This is a genomic window from Streptomyces sp. NPDC050504, assembly GCF_044458065.1.
GTDB lineage: Bacteria > Actinomycetota > Actinomycetes > Streptomycetales > Streptomycetaceae > Streptomyces.
On sequence record NZ_JBITHO010000013.1, the window covers coordinates 247,721 to 261,459 of the forward strand.

The 13,739-nt window shown below is 68.8% G+C and carries 7 protein-coding genes and 1 pseudogene; 5 read left to right on the forward strand and 3 right to left on the reverse strand.

The window, feature by feature from the left end; genetic code table 11:
- Positions 1-102 precede the first annotated feature (102 nt).
- A complete protein-coding gene (gene acnA, locus ACIBNE_RS37185; protein WP_399279733.1) occupies positions 103-2,817 on the forward strand; it encodes an aconitate hydratase AcnA in 2,715 nt (904 codons plus the stop codon).
- 70 nt (positions 2,818-2,887) lie between these two features.
- On the opposite strand, the gene ACIBNE_RS37190 is transcribed toward acnA, so the two are convergent.
- From ACIBNE_RS37190 to ACIBNE_RS37200, 3 genes and pseudogenes are all read right to left on the reverse strand, one after another.
- Positions 2,888-3,679, reverse strand: coding sequence for a hypothetical protein (locus tag ACIBNE_RS37190; protein WP_399279735.1), 792 nt, complete (start codon positions 3,677-3,679; stop codon positions 2,888-2,890).
- Between the two features lie 119 nt (positions 3,680-3,798).
- Positions 3,799-4,199 (reverse strand): annotated as a pseudogene (locus ACIBNE_RS37195) (DUF7019 family protein).
- Positions 4,200-4,262: 63 nt separating this feature from the next.
- Positions 4,263-8,078 carry a GH92 family glycosyl hydrolase gene (locus tag ACIBNE_RS37200; protein ID WP_399279737.1) on the reverse strand — a complete coding sequence of 1,272 codons (3,816 nt, stop codon included), beginning with the start codon at positions 8,076-8,078 and terminating at the stop codon, positions 4,263-4,265.
- A 435-nt stretch (positions 8,079-8,513) separates the two neighbouring features.
- Here ACIBNE_RS37200 and ngcE point away from each other — a divergent pair, with 435 nt between their 5' ends.
- The 4 genes from ngcE to ACIBNE_RS37220 all read left to right on the forward strand — a co-directional run bounded on the left by ngcE (position 8,514) and on the right by ACIBNE_RS37220 (position 13,638).
- Positions 8,514-9,986 carry an N-acetylglucosamine/diacetylchitobiose ABC transporter substrate-binding protein gene (gene ngcE / locus ACIBNE_RS37205; protein WP_399279739.1) on the forward strand — a complete coding sequence of 491 codons (1,473 nt, stop codon included), beginning with the start codon at positions 8,514-8,516 and terminating at the stop codon, positions 9,984-9,986.
- Between the two features lie 92 nt (positions 9,987-10,078).
- The gene (locus ACIBNE_RS37210; RefSeq protein WP_399279741.1) at positions 10,079-11,002 is read left to right on the forward strand and encodes a carbohydrate ABC transporter permease; all 924 of its coding nucleotides are present in this window, start codon (positions 10,079-10,081) and stop codon (positions 11,000-11,002) included.
- Positions 11,003-11,078: 76 nt separating this feature from the next.
- Positions 11,079-12,005, forward strand: coding sequence for a carbohydrate ABC transporter permease (locus tag ACIBNE_RS37215; protein WP_399279743.1), 927 nt, complete (start codon positions 11,079-11,081; stop codon positions 12,003-12,005).
- Between the two features lie 412 nt (positions 12,006-12,417).
- On the forward strand, positions 12,418-13,638 hold the full coding sequence (locus ACIBNE_RS37220; RefSeq protein WP_399279745.1) for an ROK family protein: 1,221 nt from the start codon (positions 12,418-12,420) through the stop codon (positions 13,636-13,638).
- Positions 13,639-13,739 lie beyond the last annotated feature (101 nt).

Below are 13,739 nucleotides of genomic sequence, written 5' to 3' on the forward strand. Positions count from 1 at the left end.
TTACCTAACTAAGCCTTACCTTAGCGGATCGGTCATGGATCGTGGCGGCAGGATGAAGCGGTAGTAAGCGGTAGTACGCGCACATTGATGAAGGAGACTGTCGTGTCGGCGAACAGCTTCGACGCCCGCAGCACGCTGCGCGTGGGCGACGAGTCGTACGAGATCTTCAAGCTGGACAAGGTCGAGGGCTCCGCGCGCCTCCCTTACAGCCTGAAGGTCCTGCTGGAGAACCTGCTCCGCACCGAGGACGGCGCGAACATCACCGCCGACCACATCCGCGCCATCGGCAACTGGGACTCGCAGGCTCAGCCGAGCCAGGAGATCCAGTTCACCCCGGCCCGCGTGATCATGCAGGACTTCACCGGTGTGCCCTGCGTCGTGGACCTCGCCACGATGCGCGAGGCCGTGAAGGAGCTCGGCGGCGACGCGGCGAAGGTCAACCCGCTCTCCCCGGCCGAGCTGGTCATCGACCACTCCGTCATCGCCGACAAGTTCGGCACCAAGGACGCGTTCACCCAGAACGTGGAGCTGGAGTACGGCCGCAACAAGGAGCGCTACCAGTTCCTGCGCTGGGGCCAGACCGCCTTCGACGACTTCAAGGTCGTCCCCCCGGGCACCGGCATCGTCCACCAGGTGAACATCGAGCACCTGGCCCGCACGGTCATGGTCCGGAACGGCCAGGCGTACCCCGACACCCTCGTCGGCACCGACTCGCACACCACGATGGTCAACGGCCTGGGCGTGCTGGGCTGGGGCGTCGGCGGCATCGAGGCCGAGGCCGCGATGCTCGGCCAGCCGGTCTCCATGCTCATCCCGCGCGTCGTCGGCTTCAAGCTGACCGGCGAGCTGAAGCCGGGCACCACCGCCACGGACCTCGTCCTCACGATCACCGAGATGCTCCGCAAGCACGGCGTCGTCGGCAAGTTCGTCGAGTTCTACGGCGAGGGCGTCGCCGCCACCTCGCTCGCCAACCGCGCCACCATCGGCAACATGTCGCCGGAGTTCGGCTCCACCGCCGCGATCTTCCCGATCGACGGCGAGACGCTGAACTACCTGAAGCTCACGGGCCGTTCCGAGCAGCAGGTCGCGCTGGTCGAGGCGTACGCCAAGGAGCAGGGCCTGTGGCTGGACCCGGCCGCCGAGCCGGACTTCTCCGAGAAGCTGGAGCTCGACCTCTCCACGGTCGTCCCCTCCATCGCCGGTCCCAAGCGCCCGCAGGACCGCATCGTCCTGGCCAACGCCGCCCAGCAGTTCGCGGTCGACGTGCGCAACTACGTCTCCGACGACGAGGAGGCCGGCAAGGAGTCCTTCCCGGCGTCCGACTCCCCGGCCGCCTCCAACGGCATCCCGACCAAGCCGACCGCGGTCACCCTGGCCGACGGCACGAGCTTCGAGATCGACCACGGCGCCGTGACGGTCGCGGCCATCACCTCCTGCACCAACACCTCGAACCCGTACGTCATGGTCGCCGCGGCGCTCGTCGCCAAGAAGGCCGTGGAGAAGGGCCTGACCCGCAAGCCGTGGGTCAAGACCACGCTGGCCCCGGGCTCGAAGGTCGTCACGGACTACTTCGACAAGGCGAACCTGACGCCCTACCTCGACAAGATGGGCTTCAACCTCGTCGGCTACGGCTGCACCACCTGCATCGGCAACTCGGGTCCCCTCGACGAGGAGATCTCGAAGGCGATCAACGACGCCGACCTGGCCGTCACCTCGGTGCTCTCCGGCAACCGCAACTTCGAGGGCCGGATCAACCCCGACGTCAAGATGAACTACCTGGCGTCGCCGCCGCTGGTCGTCGCGTACGCCATCGCGGGCTCGATGAAGATCGACATCACCACCGAGGCCATCGGCACCGACACCGAGGGCAACCCGGTCTTCCTCAAGGACATCTGGCCGACCGAGGCCGAGGTCAACGACGTCGTCGCCAACGCCATCGGCGAGGACATGTTCTCCAAGTCCTACGAGGACGTCTTCGCGGGCGACGCCCAGTGGCAGGCCCTGCCGATCCCGACCGGCAACACCTTCGAGTGGGACGCCGAGTCGACCTACGTCCGCAAGCCCCCGTACTTCGAGGGCATGACGATGGAGACCACCCCGGTCACCGACATCTCCGGCGCGCGCGTGCTGGCGAAGCTCGGCGACTCGGTCACCACCGACCACATCTCCCCGGCCGGTGCCATCAAGGCCGACACCCCGGCGGGCAAGTACCTCACCGAGCACGGTGTGGAGCGTCGCGACTTCAACTCCTACGGCTCGCGCCGAGGCAACCACGAGGTCATGATCCGCGGCACGTTCGCCAACATCCGCCTGCGCAACCAGATCGCGCCGGGCACCGAGGGCGGCTTCACCCGCGACTTCACCCAGGCTGACGCGCCGGTGTCGTTCATCTACGACGCCTCGCAGAACTACCAGGCCCAGGGCACGCCCCTGGTCATCCTGGGCGGCAAGGAGTACGGCTCGGGCTCGTCCCGCGACTGGGCCGCCAAGGGCACCGCGCTCCTCGGCGTCAAGGCCGTCATCACCGAGTCGTACGAGCGCATCCACCGCTCGAACCTCATCGGCATGGGCGTCCTCCCGCTCCAGTTCCCGGCCGGCCAGTCGGCCGACTCGCTCGGCCTGACCGGCGAGGAGACCTTCTCCATCGCGGGCATCACCGAGCTGAACGAGGGCACGACCCCCGGCACGGTCAAGGTCACCACCGACACGGGCGTGGAGTTCGACGCGGTCGTCCGCATCGACACCCCCGGTGAGGCCGACTACTACCGCAACGGCGGCATCATGCAGTACGTGCTCCGCTCGCTGATCCGCAAGTAAGCGGCAGCCGGGAGCAGTCGAGGGCCGCACCCCCGTCACCGGGGGTGCGGCCCTCGCGCGTGCCCGCGCGTCAGCGGAGCTTGAACGACTTCACCGCCGACAGCAGCGGCACCAGGACGTGCGCGCCGTTGCCCGGCCCGCAGACCGGCCGGGTGTCGGCCGCGTTCGAGACGTTGGTCCCGGTCGTGAAGCGGGCGTCGGCGATCGGCACCAGGGTCGTGAGGTGGTTGGTCGTCGACTGCGCGTAGTACACGCACTGGTGCAGGTTGAGGTAGCCGCCCGCCCGCAGGTCGAGGGCCTTGACCCCGGAGAGCGCCACGTGGGGCACGTGGTTGCCGTTCCCGTACCCGCACGCCATCTGGGTCTCCGGGGTGTCGGAGACCTTCGTGCCGGTCGAGTAGCGGCCGTCGCCCGACGGGGTGACCAGCGTGGTGAAGTGGTCGGTGTTCCGCTCGTAGTAGTAGTCGCACTGGTGCAGGTTGAGGTACCTGCCCCCGGACAGGTCCAGCGCCTTGACGCCCGCCAGCAGCGGCACGGGCACGTGCACCCCGTTGCCCCCGCCGCAGGTCGCCGCGGTGTCCGGGGTCGGCGAGACCCTCGTGCCCGTCGAGTAGCGGCCGTCGCCGCTCGGGGTGAGCACGGTCGTGAAGTGGTCCGCCAGCGCCTCCGAGTAGTACGAGCACTGCTGGAGGTCGAGGTAGGCGGCGGCGACCGCATCGGCGTTCCGGTCGCGCGCCGCCGCTGTGGGGGCGGGTGCCGTCGTGGCCAGGACGGCCGCCGCACCGACCGCCGCCGCGAGCAGCTGTCGCCGTGTGCGCCCGGTCGTTCCCCGTGTCGTCCGTCGGCCCTGTCGCTGCTTCATCGGTGGTCCTCCCGCTCTCGTGCGTCCTGAGAGCACGTTCGCAGGGGCGGGCGCCGCGCCGGTATCCCGTGATCAGGGGATTGCGGTACGGGGACGGCGGGAGTCGGCCGTACGGGCCGTCACCCGGCCGCGCCCGCCAGCGCGTCCAGGAGCGGCCGGACGGGCCGCCCGGTGAACTGCGGGCCGAACCACTCCCCGGCCCGGCCCCCGGTCCGCGCCCCGGCCGGCTCGTCGAGGAGCGTGTCGCCCTCGGCGCCCGCCATGTACGTCGGACCGTCCGGGGTCCCGTACCCCGCGATCCGCAGCCCCAGTTCGCTCCGGAACCACGGCGTGGCCTCCGACATCCAGCCGACGTCGAACTCCCGGTCCAGATAGGGCTCGACGACGGCGAGCCGCCGCAGGAGCCCGGCGGTATCTGCTCGTACAGCATGTCCAGCTTCGACGTGGACACGTAGAGGTAGTAGCGCACGGTCCAACCGGCCCCTGACGTCGGCGTGTTGAGAGCCTTCGTCCGCAGCATGGCACAGCGGAGCCCCGCGCGACGACCCGTGTGAAGGGCCGTCGCGCGGGGCTCGCGGCCGGCTCAGCGCAGCAGTTCCACCTCCGCGAGCGTCCCGCCCGAACCGGCCGCCACCAGGCGGTACTTCGTGTACGTGCCCGGCTTGGCGATGGAGAAGGCGCGCGTCTGCCGGTCCCACGCGAAGGACTCGCCCGTCCGCCGGTCCAGCGTCGTCCAGCGCGTCCCGTCGCGCGAGCCCTCAAGGACCCAGCCGCCGGGCGCCTTCGCCCGGTCCGCCGAGGTCAGCGTGTACTGGACGGCCTTCACCGGAGCCTTGACGGGCAGGTCGAGCGAGCCCAACTCGCCATGACTGGCCGACGAGTCGTCGAAGAGCGGTCCCGCTCCCTCGATCGCGTCCGTGCGCGGCGCCGCCACCGCGTCGCCCTTGGTGATCGACACGGGCGCGGCGTTCGCGCCGGTGCCCCAGGCGGACGGGCGCGGCCCCATGTCGAACTCGACGGTTCCGCCGCGCGCGATCGCGGAGTGCGGCAGCGCGGTGGAGTGCCACCGCTTGCCGTTGACCTTCACGCCCTGCACGTAGACGTTCTCCGCGCTGTTCTTCGGCGCCCTGACCACCAGCGTGCGGCCGTTGTCCATGCGGACGGTGGCCTTGGTGAAGAGCGGCGAGCCGATCGCGTACTCCCCGCTGCCCATCACCAGCGGGTAGAAGCCGAGCGCGGAGAAGAGGTACCAGGCCGACTGCTCGCCGTTGTCCTCGTCGCCGTGATAGCCCTGGCCGATCTCGCTGCCGGTGTAGAGCCGGCCCAGCACCTCGCGCACCTTCTCCTGCGTCTTCCAGGGCTGCCGTGCCGCGTTGTACATGTACGGGACGTGGTGGGCGACCTGGTTGGAGTGGCCGTACATGCCCATCCGCACGTCGCGGGCCTCGGTCATCTCGTGGATGACGCTGCCGTAGGAGCCGACGAAGTCGGGGGACGCGGTCTCCGGCGTCGAGAAGTAGGCGTCGAGCTTCTTCGCGAGGCCGCCCCTGCCGCCGTAGAGGTTGGCCAGGCCCCGGGAGTCCTGCGGGGCGGTGAAGGCGTAGCCCCAGCCGTTGGTCTCGGTGTAGTCGTGGCCCCAGACGCGCGGGTCGTACTTCTCGGAGGGGACGCGCCAGGCGCCCTTGAGGTCGCGGCCCTGGAAGAAGCCCGCCTTCGCGTCGAAGAGCGAGACGTAGTTGCGGGCGCGGTTGAGGAAGTACGCGGCCTCCTCCTTGTACCGGGCCTTTTTGGTCTTCTTGTGGAGCGCGTCGGCCATCTTCGCGATGCCGTAGTCGTTGAGGTGGCCCTCCAGGGACCAGGACAGGCCCTCGTGGGTCTCGGTGGGGGCGTAGCCGGTGAAGGGCGAGGTCTCCATGCCCTTGCGGCCCACGCCCTTGGCCGGCGGCACCGCGGTCGCGTTCTTCAGCGCCGCCTCGTACGCCGCCTCCGCGTCGAAGTCCACGCCCTTGACGTACGCGTCGGCGAACGCGACGTCGGACGAGGTGCCGGTCATCAGGTCGGCGTAGCCGGGGGAGGACCAGCGGGAGATCCAGCCGCCGTCCTTGTACTGCTGCACGAAGCCGTCGACCAGCTCGCCCGCCTTGCGCGGGGTGAGCAGCGAGTAGGCGGGCCAGGTGGTGCGGTAGGTGTCCCAGAAGCCGTTGTTGACGTAAGGCTTGCCCTCGACGACCTTCGCGCCCGTGCGGGTGGGGGTGTCGGGGCCGGTCCGCGGCGAGAACGGGCTGGCGTACAGGTACTTCGAACCGACCTTCTCGAAGCCGGAGTTGGGGTAGAGGTAGAGCCGGTAGAGGCTGGAGTAGAGGGTGGTCAGCTGGTCGCGGTCCGCGCCCTCGACCCGCACCCGGCCCAGCACGCCGTCCCAGGCGTCCTGCGCCCTGTCCCTGACCCGCTCGAAGGAGTCCGATGCCGGGATCTCCGCGGCCAGGTTCTCCTTCGCCTGGTCGACGCTGATCAGCGAGGTGGCCAGGCGGAGCGTGACCGTGCGGTCCTCGCCCGCGTCGAAGCGCAGGTGGCCCGCGACGCCCTTGGAGCCGGACGCGGTGACCGGCGCGTCGAAGACGCCGTACACGAACATCCGCGTCGCGCCCGTGGACAGGCCGCTCTTGACGTCCGAGAAGCCGGTGAAGGAGCCGGTCGCCGGGTCGAGGGTGAGGCCGCCCTGCTCGGTGACGTTGTCGAAGACCACCGAGGCGTCGTCACCGGGATAGGTGAAGCGCATCATCGCCGCGTGGTCGGTCGGGGTCATCTCGGCCTTGAGGCCGTTCTCGAAGGTGACCCCGTAGTAGTGCGGCTTCGCGGTCTCCCTCTCGTGCCGGAAGGGCAGCGCGCGCTCGGTGCGGGCGGTCGGCGGGGTGCCGGCGGCGGCCGAGGGCATCAGCTGGAAGGTCTGCCGGTCGCCCATCCAGGGGCTCGGCTCGTGGCTGGCGCTGAACGCCTGGAGCGTGGGGAGGTTGTCGGCGTTGTTGCGCCGGGAGTAGTCGTACAGCCAGTCGAGGGACCCGGCGTTGGTCACCGGCGTCCAGAAGTTGAAGCCGTGGGGCACGGCGGTCGCGGGGAAGGTGTTGCCGCGCGAGAAGGCGCCGGAGGAGTTGGTGCCGCGCACGGTGGAGGCGTGGTCGGAGAGCCGGGCGAGCGGCTTCTCGGGGGCCTTGCGCGCGATCTTCACGTCGTCGAGCCAGCCCTGGAACTTCGCGGTGCCCCTGGGGGAGTCGTACGCCACCAGGATCCGGTCGACGGTCCTGCCCGCGGCGACCGCGCCGATCCGCGAGGAGACCTTGTTCCACTGGTTGACGTAGAGCCGCTTGGCGGCGCCCTGGCCCTGCGGGGTGAGGAGCCCGCCGTGCGCGTCGCGGGCCTTCAGGTCGCTCAGATAGGTGCCGTCGGTGAAGGCCAGGTCGACCGCCACGTTGGTGGCCGGATAGTTGAGGTCCGTCTCCGGCATGGAGGGGTGGACCAGGTAGGACAGCTCGGTGTCGCGCTCGACGCGCACGTTCGTGTCGAAGACCTTGTTGTACGAGTAGGCGCGGCCCGTCGCCCTGTGCGTGCCCGCGTAGCGCAGCGCCCGCTTGCCGGTGAAGCCCGCGTTGGCCTTGGCGGTGGGCGAGCCGCCGGGGCCCCGGTCGACCTGGCTGAGCATGTCGGGCGGTACGGGCGTGCTGGTGTCGCCGTTGGAGAGCTGGACGTCGGCGAGCTGGGTGATGTTCGGCGCGCCGTTGTTCTTCGCTATCTCCAGGCGGAAGTGGCGGTAGGCGGCGTCGGCCGCGAAGTCGTACGTCCTGGTCTCGAAGCGCTTGGCGAAGGCTTCGCCCGTGCGCCTGTCCAGGACCGTCCACTTCTCGCCGTCCGCCGAGCCCTGGAGCGTCCAGTCCTTGGGGTCGCGCTCGGGGGCGTCGTTCGCCGAGGTCAGCGCGTAGGTGACGACCTTGACGGGGGCTTCGAGCTCGAACTCGGCCCAGCCGGTGGGCGCCCACGTCAGCCACTTGGTGCCCGGCTGGCCGTCGACGAGGTTCTCCTTCACCTCGCCCGAACCCTCGTTCTCGCCGCTGGCGCGCACGGCCGTCACCCGGTCGGTGACGTTGCCGGGTATCCCGGCGGCGAAGCCGCCGTCGACGCCGGACGTCCGCCTGGTCCCGCCGGGACCGGTTTCTACGGTGTTGCGCCAGTCGGGCTGGATTTCGTCCGGCTCGAAAGAGGTGCTGAACTCGCTCTCCGTACGGCTGGATTGAGCCGTTCCGGGAGCGGCGACCGCGGCCGACTGGGCGGTGACGACCAGTAGCGAGGCCGCCGCGACCGCGCCGGCGGCATGGATTCTCTTCGTGACCCCATGGACTCTCTTCATCCCGATCATTTCGGGCGGATCCTCCCCTGGAAAGGTGCTGGACAACGTTGTCAGACCTGATGTCGAGGATCCAGTAGGGAGGCAAGCGCTCAACGGTGTCAAGGGCGTTGGCCGGGGGTGATCTTCAGCAGGTCTCAACTCGGGAAAGACTGTTGCTCAAAGTTGTTTTCGATCTTGCCCAGTTGAAGGGAAGTGGACTATACCTGTCGGCGTCTGCACAGCCGTTTCGGACGGCCGTCGACAAAGCGGGTACGGGGGGCGGCGGGGGAGGCCGTTGGCGCTCCATCTGTTTCGTGTTCTCATCGTGCCCACCGCATTCGAACTCCGTACGACCCAAGCGCAATTGACCGCGGTGGCGGGGCCCTTCGCCCATTGGCGAGCAGCACGGGCGACCGGTACACCGCCTGAGTCCTGGATGAAGGCGAGGACTTGAGCATGGGATCCACCTCCGCCCACAACGACACCGTCGGAACCACCACCGGTACCGAGGGTCTCGGCCGCCGTGACCTGATCAAGCGGTCCGCCGCGATCGGCCTGATCACCGTGCCCACGATGGGCTTCCTGACGTCCTGTGCCAGCGGCGACAGCGACGACACCAAGAAGGCCGAGGGCGGCAAGAAGACCAAGGACAACCCGCTCGGCGTCAACGAGACCGCCGCGCTGGAAGTCGTCATCTTCAACGGCGGTTTCGGCGAGCAGTACGCCAAGGACGCCGAGGCGAAGTACAACGCCAAGTTCCCCAAGGCCCCGAAGGTCAAGCACCGCGCGACGCAGAAGATCACCACCGAGCTCCAGCCGCGCTTCAACGGCGGCACCCCGCCCGACCTGATCGACAACTCCGGTGCCGAGCAGATGGACATGGGCGTCCTGGTCGGAAAGAAGCAGCTGCTCGACCTGACCCCGCTGATGGACGCCCCGTCCGTCGACGACCCGGCCAAGAAGGTCAGGGACACGCTGCGCCCCGGCGTCCTGGAGATGGGCCAGTTCGAGGGCGACCCGGTCTGGATCATGTACTACGCGTACACGGTCTACGGCGTCTGGTACTCGCAGAAGCTCCTGGACTCCCTTGAGGTCAAGTACCCCGAGACCTGGGACGAGATGCTCGCGGTCTGCAAGAAGGCCAAGGCCAAGGGCATCGCGCCCTGGACGTACGCGGGCAAGCACCCGTACTACATCCCCTTCTCGCTCTACCCGTTCATCGCCAAGATCGGCGGCCGCGAGGTCCTCGACAAGATCGACAACCTGGAGCCGAACGCCTGGAAGGACCCTGCCGTCAAGCAGGCCTTCGAGTGCTACTACGAGCTGGCCAAGAAGGGCTACATCCTCAAGGGCACGCCCGGCATGGACCACATCCAGTCGCAGACCGCGTGGACCAAGGGCGAGGCGCTGTTCATCCCGAACGGCTCCTGGGTCGAGAACGAGGCCGCGGCGACCATGCCGAAGGACTTCAACCTCGCCGTCTCGGGCCCCACCGGCCTCGACAAGGCGGACAAGATGCCGTTCGGCACCATCTGGGCGTCCGGCGGCGAGCCCTTCATCGTCCCGGCCAACGCCAAGAACGGCGTGGGCGGCATGGAGCAGCTGCGCATCATGCTCAGCGAGGAGTCCTCCAAGAACTTCACCAAGCAGGTGAAGTCGCTGACCGCCTTCAACGGCGGCACCGACGGCATCGAGCTGACCCCCGGCCTGAAGTCCGGTGTCGCGGCCCTGAAGCTGGCCGGCGACAACGTGGTGAACCCGCGCCTCCAGGACTGGTACGTGAAGCTCCAGAAGGAGCAGATCGGCATCGGTGCCCTCGGCGAGATGATGGCCGACCGCGCGACCCCGACCGAGACGATCAAGAAGATCCAGGACTTCGCGGACAAGGCCGCCAAGGACCAGTCGATCAAGAAGTACAAGCACCAGTAGCAGTCCAGGCGTCAGAGCCTGCGTCCGAACCTCGGCCGGACGCAGGCTCTCACCAGCGGCGGCACCCGCCGGAAGATTCGGGGTCGGTAACCATGCAACACGGCAAGTACCGGTTCATCGTGGGGTTCCTGGCAATCCCCATGGCGTTGTACTCGCTCTTCGTCATATGGCCGTTCGTCCAGTCCATCTACTACTCGTTCACGGACTGGACCGGTCTGAGTCCCGAGTTCAAGATGGTGGGATTCGACAACTACACACGGATGTGGGACGACGACGTCTTCTGGAAGTCGTTGCAACACAGCCTGCTGTTCGTGTTGCTGCTGCCGCTGGTGACGCTGGGCATCGCGCTCTTCCTCGCCTTCATGATCAATGTCGGCGGGCGGAGCCGCACGGGAGCCACCGTCACGGGTGTCCGCGGCTCCTCGTTCTACAAGATCGCCTATTTCTTCCCGCAGGTGCTGTCGATCGCGATCGTCGCGCTGCTCTTCGGGTTCGCGTACAACCCCAAGGACGGGGCGCTCAACGCCACGCTCGAAGCGGTCGGCCTCGGCGACGTACAGCCGCTCTGGCTGGGCGACCCCGACCTCGCCCTGTGGTGCGTGATGGCCGTCCTCGTCTGGTGCACCGTCGGCTTCTTCGTCGTCCTGTTCTCCGCCGGCATGGCCTCCATCCCCAAGGACTTCTACGAGGCCGCGCTGCTCGACGGCGCCAACCGCTTCACCACGTTCTTCCGGATCACCCTGCCGCTGCTCTGGGACACCGTGCAGTCCGGCTGGATCTACATGGGCATCCTGGCGCTGGGCGCCGAGGGCTTCGCGGTCGTGCAGATCATGACCCAGGGCCCCGGCGGCCCCGACTACTCCACGACCGTCCTGCCGCTGTACGTCTACCAGTCCGCGTTCCGCGACGGCCAGGCGGCGTACGCGACCACGATCGGCGTCGCCCTGCTCGTGGTCACCCTCGCCTTCGCCGCGGTCGTGACGCGGCTGGGCCGGCGCGACCGGCTGGAGTTCTGATGCCGCGCTTCCCGCATTCCGGCCCGCACAGCGGCCCCGTCACGGCGACCGGCCCGACAGCACGAGGTGACCTCCGGTGAAGACCACTGACACCCCCTCCACCGGCGCCGTCGAGGGCCCCGGTCAGACCGTGACCGAGGTCAGGCCCCCGGCCGCCGACCCCGGGGGCGGCAAGCGCGACGGCAGCGTCCTCAACGTCTTCTCGCACGGCATGCTCGTCCTGTGGGCGATCATGGTCGTGGCGCCGCTGCTCTGGGCGCTGATGTCCTCCTTCAAGGACGACAACGGCATCCTCTCGGACCCGTTCGGCCTGCCGGACAAGCTGCACTTCGAGAACTGGTCGCGCGCCTGGTCGTCGGCGAACATGAGCGACTACTTCGGCAACACCATCGTGGTGGTCGGCGGCTCGCTCGCGGGCACCCTGCTCTTCGGCTCGATGGCGGCGTACGTCCTGGCCCGCTTCGAGTTCCCGGGCAACCGCTTCATCTACTTCCTCTTCATCGGGGGAATGAGCTTCCCGATCATCCTGGCGCTGGTCCCGCTCTTCTACGTCATGAAGAACATGGCCCTGCTGAACACCCAGCACGGCCTGATCCTGGTGTACATCGCGTACTCGCTGCCGTTCACGGTGTTCTTCCTGACCTCGTTCTTCCGGACCCTGCCCAGCTCGGTCGCCGAGGCCGCCATGATCGACGGGGCCTCGCACACCCGGACGTTCTTCCAGGTCATGCTGCCGATGGCCAGGCCCGGCCTGATCAGCGTCGGCATCTTCAACTTCCTCGGGCAGTGGAACCAGTACATGCTGCCCACGGTGCTCAACACCGACCCGGAGAAGAAGGTGCTCTCCCAGGGCCTGGTGGAGCTGGCCACCAGCCAGGGCTACAAGGGCGACTACTCCGGCCTCTTCGCCGGTCTGGTGATGGCGATGCTTCCGGTGCTGGCGGCGTACATCATCTTCCAGCGCCAGGTGGTCGCGGGCCTCACGGCGGGCGCCGTGAAGTAGCACGACCCGCACCCCGCGCACGAGGGCGGTCCCGGACTTTTCCGGGACCGCCCTCTTTCTGCGTTCCGCTCATCAGAGGCCCAAGGCCTGTCCGGCGGAACCTGACTGGGCCGCGGGGTCCGGCACGCACATCTGCGGCGTTGTCCTCACTCGCCATGGCTCCGCCATGACTCGATCGTCCGCCTTGCAGCTGCACGCACCGGACCCCGCTCACCCGGTCCGTGATCTCACCGGCGCCCGTGACCGCCATGTTCCGCCGGACAGGCCTTAGGCTGCTCAAGGTCTTGACGGGAAGCAACCGGAAAGGCTGAGCTTAGAGTTCACAAGTTGGAGATACGTCGGGGTCTCAGAGGCGCGGTCCCGGCCGGTGGGCGGTGGTCGCACCGTCCGCCGAGGACGGAGTGGATGGGTCGTGGAGACTCCCGGGTCGCAGACATCGCTGCATCGGGCCAACCTGGAGCGGGTGGTTAGGGCCGTACGGATGGCGGGATCGCTCACCCAGGCCGAGATCGCCAGGACCACGGGGCTCTCCGCGGCCACGGTCTCCAACATCGTTCGCGAACTGAAGGACGGCGGGACCGTCGAGGTCACGCCGACCTCCGCGGGCGGCCGCCGGGCCCGCTCCGTCTCGCTCAGCGGCGACGCGGGCATCGTCATCGGCGTCGACTTCGGCCACACGCACCTGCGCGTCGCGATCGGCAACCTCGCCCACCAGGTCCTCGCCGAGCAGGCCGAGCCGCTGGACGTGGACGCCTCGTCCGCCGAGGGCTTCGACCGGGCCGAGGAACTGGTCGAGGAGCTGATCGCGGCCACCGGCATCGGCCGGGACAAGGTCATCGGCGTCGGCCTCGGCGTGCCGGGCCCCATCGACGTGGTGACCGGCACCCTCGGCTCGACCTCGATCCTGCCGGGCTGGACCGGCATCAACCCCAGCCGGGAGCTGTCGGGGCGGCTCGGCGTGCCCGTCCACGTCGACAACGACGCCAACCTGGGCGCGCTCGGCGAGCTGGTGTGGGGGAGCGGGCGCGGGGTCAAGGACCTCGCGTACATCAAGGTCGCCAGCGGCGTCGGCGCCGGTCTCGTCATCGACGGCCACATCTACCGGGGCCCCGGCGGCACGGCGGGCGAGATCGGCCACATCACGCTGGACGAGTCGGGCCCGGTGTGCCGCTGCGGCAACCGCGGCTGCCTGGAGACCTTCGCCGCGGCCCGCTACGTACTGCCGCTGCTCCAGTCCAGCCACGGCTCCGAGCTGACCATGGAACGGGTGGTGGAGCTGGCCCGCGAGGGCGATCCGGGCTGCCGCCGGGTGATCGCCGACGTCGGCCGCCACATCGGCAGCGGGGTCGCGAACCTGTGCAACCTGCTCAACCCCAGCAGGGTGGTGCTCGGCGGGGACCTCGCCGAGGCCGGCGAGCTGGTGCTCGGCCCGATCAGGGACTCGGTCTCGCGGTACGCCATCCCCAGCGCGGCGCGCCAGCTGTCGGTGGAGCCCGGCGCGCTGGGCAGCCGGGCGGAAGTGCTCGGCGCGCTGGCCCTCGTACTGAACGAAATGGGCGATTCGACCCTGCTCGGGGGAGCTGACGGACCCCTGCCCACGGCCGCCAAGTCGGCCACCCCTGCCTTCACTTAGATAACGAATGGCACCGTTGTCATCTCGTTAAGGATTTACTCCTTGACGCTGATGGGGCGGCCGAGTTGACTTCGAGCCACCTCGGCCGCAACGACGCGGCC

Coding starts and splice junctions, on each gene's coding strand:
- ACIBNE_RS37190 (WP_399279735.1), bottom strand. CDS start 3,679: ATGAAGCAGCGACAGGGCCGACGGACGACACGGGGAACGACCGGGCGC.
- ACIBNE_RS37200 (WP_399279737.1), bottom strand. CDS start 8,078: ATGAAGAGAGTCCATGGGGTCACGAAGAGAATCCATGCCGCCGGCGCG.
- ngcE (WP_399279739.1), top strand. CDS start 8,514: ATGGGATCCACCTCCGCCCACAACGACACCGTCGGAACCACCACCGGT.
- ACIBNE_RS37210 (WP_399279741.1), top strand. CDS start 10,079: ATGCAACACGGCAAGTACCGGTTCATCGTGGGGTTCCTGGCAATCCCC.